Here is a 16,478-nt window from a genome sequence, read left to right on the forward strand (position 1 = left end):
GGGATTCTATCTGCAAATCAAAGTTGCCCGAATCATCCGCATCAGAGCAGATTGGCATTTGTAATGTTCTGCGTGTCGATTTCGATTCCGAGCCCCACTCCTGTCGGAACGGTAACCTTTCCGTCGGTGACCTTGCCGTAGGATCGGTACTCCTGAAACGGTCCGAGATTTGGCAGTACGCTGCATAGATGCAGGTTGGCTGCCGCATGGGGAAGCACTTTGGGACTGTGCGGCGTTACCGGAATCCCCACAGCCTCGGCCATTTTCGCAACCCGCAACGTGCGAACGAATCCGCCGTTGTAAAAGACGTCGGGTTGAACGACGTCGACCGTTCGCCCATCAATCATGTCGTCCCATTGCCAGAGACTGCTGTCTTGTTCGCCGCCGGCGACTTCGATTTGCAATTCGCGTAAAGCCTCAGCAACTTTCCTGGTTCCACGGTAGTCCTGCCACGGGACCGGTTCCTCGAAGAACGCGACGCCGTAATCATCTAAGAATCGCCCCATCTGGATCGCCTCGGCAACCGTGTACGAGCTATTGGCGTCAACGTAGATGGTGACATCATCGCCGAAGGTCTTGCGAGCCAGTTCAATCATCCGACGATCCCGTTGCATCTGTTGTTCGGAGTTGGCCATTCGCCGGCCGACTTTCAGTTTTGTCGCCAGAGCACTGGTCTTCTCCAGATCCCTCGCAGCGTTTTCAACTTCCTGCCGGGCTGTCGTCGCTCGTCCAAATTGGGAAATGTAAACGGGGATCTGAGCTCGAAGTGGCCTTCCGAGTAACGTGTTGACGGGAACCCTCGCTTGGCGTGCCAACATGTCAAAGAGGGCGACTTCGATGTGCCCAACAACATTCCAAAACGGCATCCCGGCGAATTTGTAGACACTGCCGCGCGAGTCTCGCTCGGTATAGACGTCGTCGACCAACGATTCGATGTCCCGCGCATCTTTGCCGACGAAAAACGGAACGACAAGCTGTTTCGCCATTTCGACGGTGACTTCCAGGCGATCGTTACCGGGACAGTAGCCTTCCAAGCCGTCATCGCTGCGAACACGAAACCAAATCGAATCACCAACTCGCAATTGGTCAACCGACGCAATGATGATGGGCGACCGAAATCTTTGCTTTAGATTCAGCATCGGCTCGCGGCCGGGAATGTCAACTGCATCGGCAACGTGCGGCAAAGTCGTCAGCGATGCCAAAAGTCCAGTCTTCAGGAATTGTCGACGATCCGGAACACGGAAATGAGTGCTCATGCCTTGGCCTTTCGCACGTTAAGATTGCTCACGCGATGGGCCTCAACGACGGAAAGACGGTTCGGCGACCGCGCTTCGTCATGGAGAACACTGTTGACATAGATCGACCGCATCTGAAGTCCGCGGGCGTCCAACCGGTCACCAAGCCCGTCGAGTTCGGAAGGGGCTTCGACGATCGGTTCATATCGGGCAATGCCAGTGGCGGCGATCTGATCCAGTAGTTCGACGGTGTGTCGTGCGTATGGACGATCCTCACGTTTGGCGAAGGTTCTCCATGGATAAGAATTTGTCGCGATCTGCGGTGTATCATTGGAGCCGTCTGCACATGCAAGCTGTGAGAGCAGGGGCATTGCCAGTGTGGCTGCCCCAAGACCAGGTATCTCTCGTCGCGATGCAATGTTACTGTTCATCGATATCTCATTTCCGTAAGGCTGCCACGTCCCCGCACTGCTCCAGGACTCGGATTGCCCGATAGTTGACCTTTAGTATCCAACCGAGTCAGCGCGTTTCTTCCAGAAAAGAAATAGCTTCCGTCTGTCGACCGATAGCTGGGGCCTTCTGGAAACCAGTCGAAGGTGGCGACCATCTGGAATCGGCCATCTGTCCAGTCCCGAATAGAAGGGTCGATCGACTTCACCGCAGAGACCGTCCCCCGCTTTCCTGGATCCCACGCACCATATTTGTCTTTGACAAAGTCCAACCACCAACGGATTCCCGCATCGGAATGCAAACGGTCGACGTCGATGTCGACGTCCTTGATTCGAGAGTGACCACCTGGATCAGCGAAGGGACCTCCGATGCTTTCGTTCGACGCACACTGTAGCCATGTCGATGCGAGCATGTGGCCGTTGTACCGCTCGATCTCATCGACCGTGCGTCGGATCTGCTCTGCCTTCATCGCCTCGGTATATCGTCCGATCCTTGAATAATTGTAGTAGCTGCCGCCTGTTCGTTTGTGAGTCTGCTTGCTGAAATTACCCCAGTATCCCCCCAGAGTCGACTTGCCGGGCGTCGCCTCGGTGTCGAGCCAGGGCTTTCCTTTCACCTTGGGGCTGTGGTGGATGTATAGATCCGCGTTGTCCGGTGGAGGGTCGCCGTCGTTGTACGCGAGCATGATCGACGGATCGACCGCATGTCCTGCGTCGATCATTTCGGCAATGCTCCAGCCCTTTGCGTCGTGCGCCATTCCTTCGTTGTCCACGTCGACGAATACATTGCGGTAGTCGTGATCACTTAGCCAACGGGTGGTGTTCGCAATCGCTCGGTTTGCATCTTCCTGTCCCCAATCGCTTAAGGCATCCTTCGACTTTGACGTACTCCAGTAAAGACATCCGACAACGACGATCATCTTCTGCTTGTCGGCAGCCTTGATGATGCGAGCCATCCGATCGGCGTAAACCGGGTCCAAGCTGGCGTCTGCACGGTAACCTTTCACGTCACCGAAGCGTGACCCCATGAAGAACACACTTACCGCATTGATTCCATGTTCGCGATACTCGGGGAAATGCTCGATCAGATCATCGGTCGATTCGTCCGAAATCAAAGCGTTTGAACATCGAAGCCCAATGATCTTAAACGGCTCTCCGTCGATGAGGATTTGATCACCTTGGACCGAAAAAGTTGTCTTATTTGTGGCATCGGTATCCGATGCGAAAACCGCGCTCGAAGCGAGCAAAATGCCAACAGCAGCAGTAAGAACACGGAAAATCATGCTGTAATCTCTCTTCATTCGTCCTGTCCGGTCGGAACGGGCAATTCAAATCCTTTTCGTCGCGGCCGATTTAATAACGCATTGGCTTCTTCGTCGTCGACAAATCGTTCTTCAACCGGATTCCATTTCAACGGTCGATTCACCTCTCGAACGAGATTCGCGAGGTGGCACACCGTCACGCTGCGGTGACCGACTTCAGCCGGTGCGTTGGTTGGCCTGCGTGTTTCCATGCAGTCGATCCAGTTCTGAAGGTGAGGTCGGGCCACAAAGCCGCTTCCTTTCCATCTGTCAGCAATCGCGGGATCGGGAGCGTTTCGAATCAGATCGGGTGGGTCAGTGACAAATCTATTTCGACTGATCTTCATGGATCCGTGCTCGCCATAGAAAGTGGCCGTGGGAACATCCGGCAGGAAATTCAGCGTGGTACCATCGGCATACTCCATCGTGACTGGCTGGAAACGGCTCGCTTGGCTGAATCGTCCCTCAGGTCTCGGGGTCTTATTGTACCATTTCTTGCGCCAGTCCCGTTCTAGCGCTGCTTCGCTTACGTCGAGTGGTGCAATGTTGACGGGCCCGCAATGATCCATTCCTAGCGCATATTGCACCATATCAACGTTGTGCGCGCCCCAATTGGTCATCAAGTGTCCCGAGTAATCGCGGAATAAATCCCAGCCTCGCCACAAGCGTTGGTCGACCTTGAACTTATCCTTGACCCAAAGTTTGCGATTGTGTGGACGAAATGAGCTTGGCCCCAAAAAGAGTTCCCACTGAAGTTCCTCAGGAATCGGTTCGGAGTTGAAACCTGACTCCGCGATAGGCCCCGGATAATTTGGACAGTCGACCCGCTTGACCTTGCCAAGACCGCCATCACGAATGAACTCGCAAGCGAATCGGTTCAATTCCATGGTGCGCTGCTGGCTACCAACCTGAAGAACTCGCCCCGTGCTCTTCACCAAATCTGCCAGCAATCGGCCTTCCCGAATCGTCAACGAGAGCGGCTTTTCCAAGTACACATCCAAGCCAGCATGCAAAGCCAACATCGCGGCCTGCACGTGGTGGTGGTCGGGAGTAGCAATGATGACCGCATCGAGCGGCTCTCGATCGAGCATTCGCCGGTAGTCCTGATACGACTTGCAGGCACCGGAGTCCCGCTGGCAAAAGCCGGCGAGAACCTCAGCGAATTCCTGCTTCGGACTCAGCGTCCCCGCGACTCGAGAAGTTGCACAATCACAGAGGGCCACCACGCGAGCATTCTCAGGCAGATTGCCAATCAGATACTTTCCCCGCACACCCGTGCCGATGACACCGACACGGAGGCGGCTGAGCGGACTTGCCGCTCGAATCAGCGACGACCAGCTCAAAGCAGAAAGTGACGCACTGGCACCTGCGAATTCGCGACGCGAGATGGCCCGTTGTTTCATAGCTTTAGTTCCCGGCTCGCGTATTGAATGCTTGACGTTACATTCGATTGCTCAAGTTCGACCTGTTCCTTCAGAGTCAATTTGCTAACCTCTTGCAAACTGCCTTTCTGGTGCCGCCGAACAAACTGCAGGGTACGGGCAAGATCGCTCGCTCGCGCCAATGGCATCGTGGCGAAAAACTCTTCGGTCAGGCACGGAACTTTCAGCGGATCACGAGTAATCAGTTCAAGCGTGAACTTTATCTCTGGCTTTGCCTTTCGAATGGTGCTGACCATCCGATGCAAGTCGAAGCTTCCCTGCCCAAGCGGGATGTCTCCTAGCAGGAACCCGTCTTCAACCTGTCGAAGCGACTGGTCCTTCAGGTGCACCGTGAATGCATAGGGAGCGAGTGCCTCGATGGGCTCGTAGGCTCCATCAAGCAGTGCAAAACTGTTACCCGTATCGACGCAAGCGCCAATGAATTCGCTGTCGAGGTATTTGAGCAAGGCAACCCGCCCATCAATTCGTTGGTCTTTGTGGTTTTCTACCGCGAGCCGGACGCGATGCCGTTCTACGACGGGTGTCGCTAGTTCGAGCATCTTTTGGCCATGCTTTTCAAACTCACGAAACTCCTCCAGCGTTTTGAAGCGTTCGTATCGCCGCCCTGGAATAATCGTCGTTCGAGCGGCCTGAACGCCAACGTCGCGAGCTGTCTTGATCTCCGCCTCGAACCGATCTAAATCCTGCTCGTCCTTCGGCGGTTTGACGATGGCATCGATGAACATCCCGTGCCGGTCGGCAAAGCTTCGGAGTTCGTCAACTTCACCGGGCTTCAGAACGCCAAGGCTCGCTTGCATTCCGCCCGCACCCAATGAAAAGCAGTGGTTGAGAAACGTCATTGGCTTGAAAAGGTCAAAGATTGGCCTTTGCCGGCGCATCCACTTGCGTAAAAGATTGCAATCGTAGATTACCAGCCCCATCCCTGTCCAAATGCCGGGTTCAGCCGCCAAACCCCGTAATGATGGAATTGCGATGCACGCTGTGACGGCACTCAGTCGGCCCATCGCCATTCGGCGGTCAATAGGTGAATTCATCGGTGTTCCACTTCGCATGCTGTTTTCATCCGCTCGTTTCAACTTGCAGGCATGCAACGATCGAAAAACTAAACACCCAGTATTCGTAGGGGCGGGGCGGTCTTCCATTTGCCTTTGGTAAAGTCGGGAAAGTCGACCGCAACGCTACGATTCGCGACGGATTGCTCGCTCAACGGAGCAATAGCGCTCCAAGCCGCAGCGTCATACACGTTGAAGTCTGGATCAACCTCCGTTCGTAGCGCCTCGATCAAGCGATAATCCTCTAAGAAATCGCCGTTACGCAGTTCAACGGCAGGATCATAATCCCAGACTGCATCCTTCGTGATCGGACCATGGCCGCCTCGAGCGACGGATCCGAGTGATTCTTCCCGGACCTGTTTCCACAAAGGATGTTCGTATCGCTCGGAGTAGGCGTCGCCGCTTTCCCATTTGTGATGATGCGAGTCTCCTTCGAGACAAATCTTGAATTCGGGAAACCGACGGACGATCCCCCGCGTGCCTTGGACCAACGTGCCGCGGCTGTAGGGTCTGGGCAGGTCCGTGTCGTGTTTGACTTCGATCGAGACACCGCTGGCCGTTCTGATCAAGCATGTATTGACGTCGCCGTTGGCGTAGCTCCGTTTGCGTTTCGGGTGTTCGGCAGGAAGGTGTTCCTGCATGTAGAGGTCGCAACCGCGTGAGTTCGAGCTCATTGAGACCAGGTATTCCATACGGTCACCGCGTCCCAGGTTCAGGTACCAAGCCAAGGGGCCGATCCCGTGCGTCGGATAGAGACAGCCGTTTCGCCGGGCATGATGCTCTCCCAGCCACAATCCGTCGCCGAAATCATTCGCTTTCAACCACCGTGTATCGTGCAGATAACTCCCTTCGTTGTGAACCACTTCACCGAATACGCCTTCGCGAACCATTCTCCAGATCGCCATCTCGATGCGCTGGTAATTGACGTTCTCCATCATCACACAGTGCTTTCCCGTTTTTTCGGCGGTCTCAACAAGTTCCCAGCATTCCTCCAGCGTTACCGCAGCGGGAACTTCGGTCGCCGCATGGCTGCCATTGTTCATGGCGGCAAGCATCACCGGCGTGTGCCAGCGCCAAGGCGTCGCTGTATAGACCAGATCCAGTTCTTCGCTCTCACACATCCGGCGAAAATCCCAATCGCCGCGAAAGTAGGCCGCAGGCTTCGGCTTGCCCAAACGTTCAGCTTGAGCCTGCGTTTCGACGCATTGTTGCTCGACGATATCGCAGACCGCTTGGAGCTCGACGCCTTCCATCCGCAGTAAATTGCCGACATGAGTCGACCCTTTCACGCCGACGCCGACAAAACCGACTCGCACGGGTTTCGATGAACGATTATGAGTGGCGACTCGCTCCTGAGACAATACTTCACGCCCAGCGACTGAGAGCCCGACACTCGCTGCCACACCCTGCTTGATAAATTTTCGACGGTCATCCGAAGACCTTATTGTTGTGCTTGTCATCACGCAATGAACCTCTCAAACACCTTTCCTTCAAATTGGCTGAGTTGCTTAAATCGGCCTGCGTGGTAGATCGATCGATAGTGACAAGCTGGCATCGGAGTTGATTTCATGACATTTGTTCCAAACCACTGATGGTACCATTTCCCGATGAGAATTTGTCTGCTTCGATCCCCAATCGCTGAAGCATGCTGACGTAAAGGTTCGCAAGTGGAGTATTCCGCTCGCGGTCGTAGACGAGATGCTGGCCGTGCTTGAAGCCACCGCCGGCTAATAGCACCGGCAGGTTGTGGTTGTCATGTTTGCCCGCATGGCCAAGGTTACTGCCTTGCATCACCATCGTGCGGTCGAGAAGCGTCTCACCGCCTTCGCTTGCTGCTTGCAGTCCGCCAAGCAATCTCGCCAGCTCTCTCATCTGCGCTTCCTCGATAATGCGAAGCTGCTCTCGCGTGTCCTGCTTTTGACTCTGGTGCGTCAACGCATGATGAGGCAAGTCGACACCGGGAAGATCAACCTTGGGATTAAATCCTTGCGTGACGAAGATGGTAACCAGTCTGGTCGAATCAGTTTCGAGTGCGAGTCGGGCCAGGTCGTACATATTTCGTGTTCGCTCGACCAATTCGCCCGGTGCAAGGTTGTCCTTGGGTGGTTTCTGTTTCGACGGCGGTTTGGGTTTGTTCTGCCACTGTTCGTCAATTGCCAGTCGCTTTTCCACCTCTCGCAGAGACGAAAAGTACTGATCAAGCCTCGCACGATCCGGTCCACCGACGTCGCGGCTGAGCGACGAGATTTGTTCGGCAAACGAATCCATCAAACTGCGGCCTTCGCGAAGTTTACGAATCTGAGCGGCAACCTCATCGGGTGATCCCTGTACGAACAACTTTTCGTAGACCCGGGATGGTCGCTCCTCGGACGGGATCCGCACGCCGTCCGCCGTGTACGACATCGACCCTGCGCCCGGACCGACACGAAGATTGAGTGTCGGAAATCTCGTCAGATGACCGATGTGCTGTGCAGCAAACTGGTCCAACGAAATGGTGTTCTTGAAACCCGCTGATCTCGGATGTGGAGCTCCGGTTAAGAACGACACATCGGCTTGGTGTCCGCCATCGACTTCCGGATGCGATACCCCGCTAAATACTGTGTAATCCCGACGGAATTCGTTTAGTAGCCGCAGGTAGGGTGAAGGACGGAATTCGTTGCCGGACTCCTTCGGAAAAAACTCCTCAGGCATGAATCCCAGGTCAACGTTGATCGCAATCATGCGTCGCGGACAGAGGGCAGCTTCGTCTCCTCTCGCGAACGCGGGAGTCATGGCATCGAGCAGCGGCAAAGCCATCGTCGCGCCGGCACCTCTTAGAAAGTGCCGCCGTGAAAGATGCTTTCGCGTCGACAGATAGAACCGTTCAAACATGTTACTTACTCCTGAAGAGGTCGCTTAGGACGATCTGATAAATCATTGCTCGCAACCCATATCTTTTCTTAGCCAACGATTCCATCATCTCATCGACAACACGCTGATCAGCAAAGCCGACCGGCGTTCCAGTGGCATAGACGATCAACTGTTCCAGCAGATTTCGGGCGATCTGTGGTTCTCGGGATTCCAGCAGAACGCGAAACTGATTGATGTCTTCAAACGAAGACCCGTCGGGCAGTTGTCCCGCGGAATCGACCGGCTGGCCAATTTTGTAACTGACTGGCTTTCCGTTGGATTTCAGGTCGATGCCGTCGCCTTTTTCAGCCAAGGCACGATAGCTTGTTCGCCAGGCACCCATCACGTCAAAGCTTTCCAACGCAAATCCGGGGGGATCGATCTTTTGGTGGCACGATGCGCACATCGCGATCGACCGATGTTTTGCGAGTTGCTCGCGGATAGTCGTCGCTCCGCTGATGTCCGGTTCGATCGCCGGTACCGATGCGGGCGGCGGCGGTGGCGGGTCACCCAGAAGACGAGATAGGATGAAGGTTCCCCTAACGACCGGTGAGGTCGTGGTCCCATTCGCGGTCAACTTCAGCAGGCTGCCTTGGGTCAACAATCCGCCGCGAACGCTGCCTTCTTCGAGCGACACCTTGCGGGTGTGAAACCCCTGAACTCCTTCGACTCCGTATAGTTGCGCCATTCGCTGATTGATTGTCAAAAAATCTGATTTGAACACGTGGTTGGCTCCGAGATCACCGTCAATCATCTCGGTAAAAAATGCCCGCGTTTCCTCCACCATCGATTCGGTCAACAACGCGTTGTATTCGGGATAGAGATTCTTGTCCGGCTCGGTGAGCGTGATGTTTCTCAAATCAAGCCAGTCGTCCAGGAAGTGCTCGACGAAGCGTGATGACTTCGGGTGACGAAGCATCCTTTGTGTTTGACGCTGCAATTCGTCGTCGCTCAACAACTCGCCGCTAGCCGCCGCCCGCCGCAATTCCCAATCCGGCGGCGAATTCCAGAGGAAGAACGAAAGCCGACTGGCCAGCGCCCAGGCGTCGAGCCGACCGGGATGCTCGCTGAGCAACAGAAAATCGGGAGAGGTTAGGACCGCGCGATAGCCAGCCATTAGCGCATCGACAAACGGCTCGCCACGCTGTAGTCGGCGTCGCACCATCTGCATTGGAATGCGCAAATCGCCCTCGTTCTGTGGTCGTCGATACGCGTGACGCACGAAACGGCCGAGCAAACGCCTGGCATCCGCAATCGGTTCCTCCGTTACCACTCGGTAAGCCAAACCGTTTGGCTGCAAGTCGGTTGGCTCCAGTTCCAAATCACCTAGCAAAAGACGATGACTTTCCGGCGGCCACTGCGCAGCACCGCCCTCGTTTGACGACCTTGGCCCGGCAAGCGGGCCTTCCATCTCAAACCATTGCAGCCCTATGCCATGCGCCTTGAATGTCTCGTACTTGGCCTTTCCCCGATCGGGGAAATTGAAGAGCTCGTTGTCAGTGGAAATCGCCAAATACTCGATCGGCTCCTCCGCATTCAGCCACGCTGTGATTTCGCTGGTGGTCGGTTCATTCGGCGGCAGGTCACAGCGACCCAACAATCTCCCCGATGCGCTGTAGAACGCGACAGCTTCCGTGCGATCACTCGGCTGAAGTTCGCCATGGTCATTTAGCAACCCCCAGCCATGCACGCGAATCTTGTAGTACCCACTCTGCTTGACCTTGAACGGCTTGACCACGATGTTGTGATTCGATCGGCTGTTCATGAAGGTAGCGACACCGTCAAAGTGTGGTTCGGGGTCACGAATCGTTCCGGGATCTCGCTTTGCGAAATTGCCTTTGGTGACCTCCAGCGTCGGATCGCGTCGCATCCCGATCAATGGCATCGCGGTCGTCTGCTTGAGCTGCACGCGCAGTGTCTGCAGCGTATCGGATACGCCGTCGATGCTCTTCAATTCGGCTCGAATTATCTCGCTTGGATAGCTTTCGACATGCGACGCTAGCGCCTGCCAAAGTGCTTCGTCAGCCGCTTCCATGTAGCGGGTGACCATAACGTGCGAAAAGTCCAGCGCCATGGCGCTCTTTGAGTAGCCATGGGCTAGGCTGTCTGGCGGAAGCATCTCCTCCACTTCCAAATACGGCAAATCCAATATGTCTTTCAACGAGTTGGCAAACTCGACGCGGCTGAGCCGTCTAAGCTCACTGCGGCCGAACCGCTCCTGACGATCTCGATCGGCATCAGCCAAAGCGTTGCCGAGTTCTGCTAACCATTCCGCTCTTTCGTCCAGCTCGGGCTGCGCTCCATCTTCAGGTGGCATTTCTCCATTGGAGACGCGGTGATGAATCATCGCCCACGCGTCGAATGCTGTCTGATCGCCGAGCTTCAGCTTGAGCGTGTCCATGCGAAGTCCCGCCTCACTTTCCTCACCCGAGTGACAGTCAACGCAGTATTGGTTGACAAATACCGATGCCGTCTTTTCGGCTGCTCTTGCAGTACCGGAGGCCAATGATACGAGCACGGCGAAAGCGATGGTGGTGGACGAGGCCACGAGTCCCGTTCGGGAAACTTCTCGCCTGGAAACGATGGAACACAGCATCGATTTACTTCTTCTGATTGGACTTTTTCTTGTATCTAATACAACTGTCGGCCAAGATCGGGCGGACATCACGATTGAAGTCGATCTCGCCGGCCTGCAAAGCGAGTGGCGCAAAAACAGCACTCGCAATCGCGGCAAGGTAAGTTGAGAAACGCGACCGACTCATTCGACGGTCTCCGTAATGGGAGCGACGCTGCGCCATGTCGGACCAATACGCAGTTCGTCGATCAGGCGCTCGGTCATGCCTTCGGAACTAAGCAGCACGCAATCAAAATGCGAGCTGAGCCGTATACCTCGTGAGGCCACGTGCCAGGTTGCCGGTTCGGCGTAGCCTAATGCATCGGATTCACCGTAAACCCGAAAGAAAATCTCATCTTCGCCATCGGCACGCGATACAACCTTGCCAATCCACAGCGTTGTTTGTTCCGGCGGCAACACCATTGGTGACGCGAACAGCAAGTCCGCTCCGGTGCGAACATACGGCTGATAGCCCGTGCCATGTCCGAAACTCAGGTATTGAGTGTAGTAGTCGTCCAGTTCACGAAAAGTGAGTCGCAGACGCTCACTCGCACGCTTTCTTCCTTCGGGCCGACTTGTCTCACGGACCATCAGGCTGAAGTAGGTTACGCCATCGCGATCAAGGTTGATCGAATGCTCGAGCGGGCGTACGTAATAAACATTACCTGCCGGCACTTTCAGCATGCCCATGCGCCCGCCCGGCACGGGCCAGGTCACATTCATCTGTCCGTGAACAATCTCAAAGTGACCGGGAGATGAATCTTCAGATGGCAACGTGCGTTCAGAGGGCAATCGTTTTCGCCAGGGACCGGCCCACCCGATTCCGACCGCACTTTGGTCCAGCGCTAAAACACCTGGCGAATAGTTGAAGCCCTCATAAGCCGTCAGCAGGTCAGCGCGGGAACGTGGATTGATCCGCCGCACGTAATCGCGAAATCTCGGTGAACTCATCGGAACGGAAACAGGCTGCCCCTTTTCGTCGATAGAAATCCCCTCACCGGCGTGCAAGATCTTGACCAACTCTTCCGGAGCGTCGATCTTGCGGTAGCTGACCTCACCGTCCAATACATGCACTTCGGTTTTGCCATCGCGTTTCACCTTGACGGCGAACTCGGTGCCGAGATCGATGACCTCGCTGGTCGGTGTCACAACCGCAAACCCCTCCGCTCCGTCATCTGCTCGGACAACGACATCTCCGTAATGAACGACGATCCGTGCAGCCGATTTCAGATCGATTTGCGCAGGCCCGACCATGACCAATTCGGCGCCGCCCTCGAAACGAAGGACAGCCGCTCCGCTTTTAAGCTCAATCGATCCTGGTTGGAGCCGATCACCTTCGCCGAAGTCCCGGTCGTCCGGCCAGACGCAATTCTCTTCCAGCAGCAAGGTCGCAATCGGAGCAATCGTTTTTGCGGCCACACGATCGGCAATTGGCATCGGATCGATACGCCCGCGGCCTCGATCCGTGACGAGTCCCCAAACACCAGCTATCACCAGAATGGCGACGGCGGAGGTGGCAACCCATCCAATCAGCGTTCTGAACCGCGTGTCGACGACTGCTTCATTTTTTGAGACCGTGCGGTCGTCGACGCTTGAAGTGTCAAACGCCCGATTAAGAATTGATTCGGCCGTTGACGCTTCCGCTTCCGCGATCGACTCCATCACCGTGCGGACGCACAATTCGTTGTCGAATGGTTGGTGAATCAAACCCAACAACCGGTGCTCGGCGATACGGTCAGCGAGCATTGGCGCCACCGACGCATCCTTGGAGATCAGCGTCTGTAATTCGGCGATGTCTTGCTCCGATGCTTCGCCGTCAAGGATTGCATTGAGCAGTTCTTCGATTCGGTCGGGAAACATCATTCACTGCTCCCCGCCGACTTCGCGCGTTAGAGAAGTTTTGTGCTCGATGCATTCGTGGAGCCGCTTGCGGACGAGACACAACTCCTTGCGGACAGCGCCAGCAGTGCGTTTCATGGTCGCCGCAATGTCTTCCATTGAAAGATCTTCGGCGTAGCGCCGGTGGATCAGCTCCCGGGACGATTCTTTGATTTGGCCGAGACATTCACGCAGGAAGGTCAATCGCTCGTCTTCGGTCGCGTCGCAGGCAAGCTGGCTCTCCATCTGACGTGCGAGTGCGACCGGGATGTACCGAGAGTGATAATCCGCCTGCCGTCTCAACCGCGTCACTTCCATCATCGTCTGAAAGCGAGCAATCGTGACGAGCCACGCTTGTAAGTCGGAACCGGCTCGATACTTGCCGATGCTCTTGTATGCCTCAACGAAAGTGCGTTGGACGATTTCATCGACGTCTACACCCGGAAGGCTTCGCGCAGCCACATAGGCGCGAATTACCGGAAGCATAATCTCCACGACCCGGCGAAATGAGGAGCGGTCTCCGTCCACGACGGCCTGAACGCAACGGTGTATTTCTTCGGAAACCTCAGGATTCATCAGTTTTGGTAAATCGCCCCAATGAAAACAAACTCGTCAACACTACCTATAGCAGTTGCCGAACGGATGTTACCGAGAAACCTGGGGCCAAATGCCAACTTCGACAGCGGATTCGCGGTCGTTACGTGGTCGGAGGCTGACTGGGGTTCGGCACACCGGCGTGCAGGCCACCGTCTTCAAGCGGGTTGCGCTCATGTGGTCGGCGGCGGACACCGCTGCGTGTTTTGCCGGTGTTGATGCGTCTGTGCCTGTGCCGAATGCAATCAGACTTGGGGAACGTCGACAGGAGCGTCATCCGACGGGGACGATTCACCGGACCCCAGTGCGGCGGCCGTGGCGGAATCGGCGCTGGCGGGCAGCCAGCGCAGATCGATCACCAAGTGCTCGCCGTCGATCCCGGTGATCACGGCCGGGTTTTGTTTGGCCAGTTGATCGCACCACTGCTGGGCCGAAAGGGTTTTATGACGGAGGTTGAGTTGCCGGGAGGGGAATTCCCAGCGTCCGCCATCGATCAGCCGCGCCGGTCGATCGGTGATCTGGCAGCCGGTGATCGAATCGTCGGCGGTCAAGCGAATCGCCATGCGTTCGGCGCGGCTCCGCAAGTTTTCTTCGCCGGTGTCGATCAGGACCGAGAACGGGCTGGGATTGGAGTCCGTCATCGCGGCGAGCGTCATCGCGACGATTCCGGCGGCCGCCTTGTGCGTGTTCCAGCGCGCGTCTTGCTGGATGGAATCGATGAGTGTTTTCTTTCCCGCCAGGATCCCTGCCGCGGTTCCACCGGTCAGCGGACCGCCGGGCAGCAGGACCAGGTCAATTCCCGATTGAAGCAGCACTTGGGCGCTGGGGATCGAATCGTGGGCTTGGCGGATCGTGCCGACGGGCAGGACCGCGATCGAGATCACGTCACGGCCTTTGAAGTCAATGGGCCCGATCGGATGCATGCCGTCATCGGCCAAGATCACGCAGGCGTGGTCGATGCCGTCAAAGTCGCGTGGCTCGATCGCTTGGACTCCGCCGCATTCGCGCAGTGTCAGGCCTGCCAACGCATCGGGAAGCGGAGTGCCCGAAGGCAGCCGGATCGCCTGGCTGCGGTGCATCACGAATTCTCGCTGCTGTGCAAGCACCGTCAGCGATGCGATGGCGGCGTCCAGGCTGGTGGCCACCGCGATGGCGTGGCCGTCCAGGTCCAGCAACCGAGCCAGCGATCGACTGAGTTGTTGATTCAGATCGTGGTCGACACAGTCACCGCGGAGGACGTCGGCGCCGAGTTGCAGAACGGGATCCGAAACCGGAACCCCCGTCCCGGAACGCGCCAACAGGACGCCGCCGGCGTTGATGCAAGGCACGGCCAAGTCGGTTTGACGCTCGGTCCAACGCAGCATCGACTCGCGGCCCTGGTCGATCGCGCCGCGTGCGGTTTCGCTGGCGGTCTTGACGAGCGCGTCGATGCTGCGTGACGCATTCTCCGGCAAGTCGCGAAGCAGTTCGGCGGCCTGTGCCTTGACTCGGGCGATCGTTTCGGTGTCGCTCGCTTTTCGGGCCACGTCGGCAACGCCGTTTCGGATCGCTTCGATCGCCCAGGGTGGAAGTCTCATGAAAGCTGGCTCTTTGGGGAGGTCTTGGTGTCGGGTCAGAATCGGTCTTGTTCGGATTCGGCCCAGACGTGTGCCTGGGCGCCGTCCCAATCCACGTGAATCACGCTCGGGTTGCAGCAAACCGGGCAATCTTCGACATAAGTTTGGGAATGTCCACCGGCCGGGTCCAGCGGGATCACGATCTCTTCGCCACAGCTGTCGCAAATGTAGCTGCCATCGTTGTCAAAGCATTCTTGCGTCGGGTCATGGTCTGATTCACTCATCGTTCTTCCCGGTGGTGGGAGTGGGGTGGTGTACGAAATCATCCGACTCGAGCGAAACCACGGCGGTTGTGAAGCGTTCAAACGGTGTCGGGTACAAACCGAGGCACGACGTGTCTGGGGCGTCCGTCGCAGATTCGATTTTACCGCCAACTGCGTCCCGCCGATGGGGCCGCCCGGCGGGGATTTCCGGATTGCGATCGGCGAGGGCCCCGAAGATCGTCGGACACTAGACTTTTGCTCATCACGCCGGGAAACCATCCAATGAAGATTCGAACCAAGACCGCCTTGCGGTTGGCACTTTGCGGCATCGCGGGGCTTGCCGTCGCCATTTCTGCTTCCAACACCACGGCCCAGGACAGCGAGGAGGGGCGACGACGCGGTCGGGCCGAGGCGGACGACGGCGATCGTGGGCCGCGGGGACCACGCGGCCGCCGCGGCGATTCCGAAGGGCCTGGCGATCAGGCCGGTCCGCGTGAAGGGCGCGGCGGATTCGGCGGCCCGGGCGGGTTCGGCCCCGGTGGCCCAGAAATGCTGATGCGGTTGCCGGTGATGGCGGCGTTGGATGCCGACAAAGACGGAGTGATTTCGGCTGAGGAAATTGCCGGCGCCAGCGCGGCGCTGAAAACGTTGGACAAAAACAGTGACGGCAAGCTCGATTTGAGGGAATTGGTGCCCGCCCGTGGACGCGGGTTCGGTGATCGCGGCCCCCGCGACGGCGATGCCCCGCGTGAAGGCCGCGGGCCCGGTGAAGGTCGCGGACCTGGCGACGGTCGCGGGCGGGGCGGATTTGGTGATCCTCAAGCCATGCTGGACCGGATCATGAGCCAAGACAAGGACGGCGACGGCCTGTTGTCCGGCGACGAGCTGCCCGAGCGGATGGCGGCTATGCTGGAGCGCGCCGACAGTGACGAGGATGGCAAACTGTCGCGAGAGGAAATTGAAAAGGCGATGCGGGCCCGTGCGGAAAACATGCGTCGCGGCGGCGGAGGGGGACGCCCGGGAGCCGACCGTGGCGGCGACACCCCCGGCGGAGAACGGCCGCGGCGACCACCGGCGGAGTGATCCGGAGGCTGCGGCTGGGGAGGAGGTGACACCGAAGGAAGTGACACCGAAGGATCTGACTCGGGGGCGGCGTTTTTTCGTCGCCCGCTTGTCCGAAACTGGTGCCTGCTCGATAGTGTGCG

13 protein-coding genes are annotated in these 16,478 nt (G+C 57.1%); 1 reads left to right on the forward strand and 12 read right to left on the reverse strand.

The annotated features are described in order from the left end of the window. Positions 1–41 precede the first annotated feature (41 nt). From Mal15_RS04325 to Mal15_RS04380, 12 genes are all read right to left on the reverse strand, one after another. On the reverse strand, positions 42–1,256 hold the full coding sequence (locus Mal15_RS04325; RefSeq protein ID WP_147866632.1) for a mandelate racemase/muconate lactonizing enzyme family protein: 1,215 nt from the start codon (positions 1,254–1,256) through the stop codon (positions 42–44). After that, the gene (locus Mal15_RS04330) at positions 1,253–1,666 is read right to left on the reverse strand and encodes a hypothetical protein (protein WP_147866633.1); all 414 of its coding nucleotides are present in this window, start codon (positions 1,664–1,666) and stop codon (positions 1,253–1,255) included. Before Mal15_RS04330 ends, Mal15_RS04325 begins: the two co-directional genes overlap by 4 nt. Then, on the reverse strand, positions 1,663–2,799 hold the full coding sequence (locus Mal15_RS04335) for a hypothetical protein (protein ID WP_147866634.1): 1,137 nt from the start codon (positions 2,797–2,799) through the stop codon (positions 1,663–1,665). The genes Mal15_RS04330 and Mal15_RS04335 overlap by 4 nt, the downstream gene beginning before the upstream one ends. Positions 2,800–2,981: 182 nt before the next feature. Then, positions 2,982–4,388 carry a Gfo/Idh/MocA family protein gene (locus Mal15_RS04340; protein ID WP_147866635.1) on the reverse strand — a complete coding sequence of 469 codons (1,407 nt, stop codon included), beginning with the start codon at positions 4,386–4,388 and terminating at the stop codon, positions 2,982–2,984. Beyond that, a complete protein-coding gene (locus Mal15_RS04345; RefSeq protein WP_147866636.1) occupies positions 4,385–5,461 on the reverse strand; it encodes a sugar phosphate isomerase/epimerase family protein in 1,077 nt (358 codons plus the stop codon). The genes Mal15_RS04340 and Mal15_RS04345 overlap by 4 nt, the downstream gene beginning before the upstream one ends. Positions 5,462–5,529: 68 nt before the next feature. Further along, positions 5,530–6,795 carry a Gfo/Idh/MocA family protein gene (locus tag Mal15_RS04350; RefSeq protein ID WP_167546629.1) on the reverse strand — a complete coding sequence of 422 codons (1,266 nt, stop codon included), beginning with the start codon at positions 6,793–6,795 and terminating at the stop codon, positions 5,530–5,532. A gap of 250 nt (positions 6,796–7,045) precedes the next feature. Beyond that, positions 7,046–8,350 carry a DUF1552 domain-containing protein gene (locus Mal15_RS04355; RefSeq protein WP_147866638.1) on the reverse strand — a complete coding sequence of 435 codons (1,305 nt, stop codon included), beginning with the start codon at positions 8,348–8,350 and terminating at the stop codon, positions 7,046–7,048. Between the two features lies 1 nt (position 8,351). Continuing rightward, the gene (locus tag Mal15_RS04360; protein WP_147866639.1) at positions 8,352–11,087 is read right to left on the reverse strand and encodes a DUF1592 domain-containing protein; all 2,736 of its coding nucleotides are present in this window, start codon (positions 11,085–11,087) and stop codon (positions 8,352–8,354) included. Between the two features lie 39 nt (positions 11,088–11,126). After that, positions 11,127–12,644 carry a FecR domain-containing protein gene (locus Mal15_RS04365; RefSeq protein ID WP_233903517.1) on the reverse strand — a complete coding sequence of 506 codons (1,518 nt, stop codon included), beginning with the start codon at positions 12,642–12,644 and terminating at the stop codon, positions 11,127–11,129. A gap of 201 nt (positions 12,645–12,845) precedes the next feature. Continuing rightward, on the reverse strand, positions 12,846–13,436 hold the full coding sequence (locus Mal15_RS04370) for an RNA polymerase sigma factor (protein ID WP_147866640.1): 591 nt from the start codon (positions 13,434–13,436) through the stop codon (positions 12,846–12,848). A 263-nt stretch (positions 13,437–13,699) separates the two neighbouring features. Beyond that, the gene (locus tag Mal15_RS04375) at positions 13,700–15,031 is read right to left on the reverse strand and encodes a hypothetical protein (RefSeq protein ID WP_147866641.1); all 1,332 of its coding nucleotides are present in this window, start codon (positions 15,029–15,031) and stop codon (positions 13,700–13,702) included. A 35-nt stretch (positions 15,032–15,066) separates the two neighbouring features. Continuing rightward, positions 15,067–15,294, reverse strand: a complete 228-nt coding sequence (locus tag Mal15_RS04380; protein WP_233903276.1) for a CPXCG motif-containing cysteine-rich protein — start codon at positions 15,292–15,294, stop codon at positions 15,067–15,069. Positions 15,295–15,555: 261 nt separating this feature from the next. Here Mal15_RS04380 and Mal15_RS04385 point away from each other — a divergent pair, with 261 nt between their 5' ends. Continuing rightward, the gene (locus tag Mal15_RS04385; protein ID WP_147866643.1) at positions 15,556–16,356 is read left to right on the forward strand and encodes an EF-hand domain-containing protein; all 801 of its coding nucleotides are present in this window, start codon (positions 15,556–15,558) and stop codon (positions 16,354–16,356) included. Positions 16,357–16,478 lie beyond the last annotated feature (122 nt).

The organism is Stieleria maiorica (genome assembly GCF_008035925.1).
GTDB lineage: Bacteria > Planctomycetota > Planctomycetia > Pirellulales > Pirellulaceae > Stieleria > Stieleria maiorica.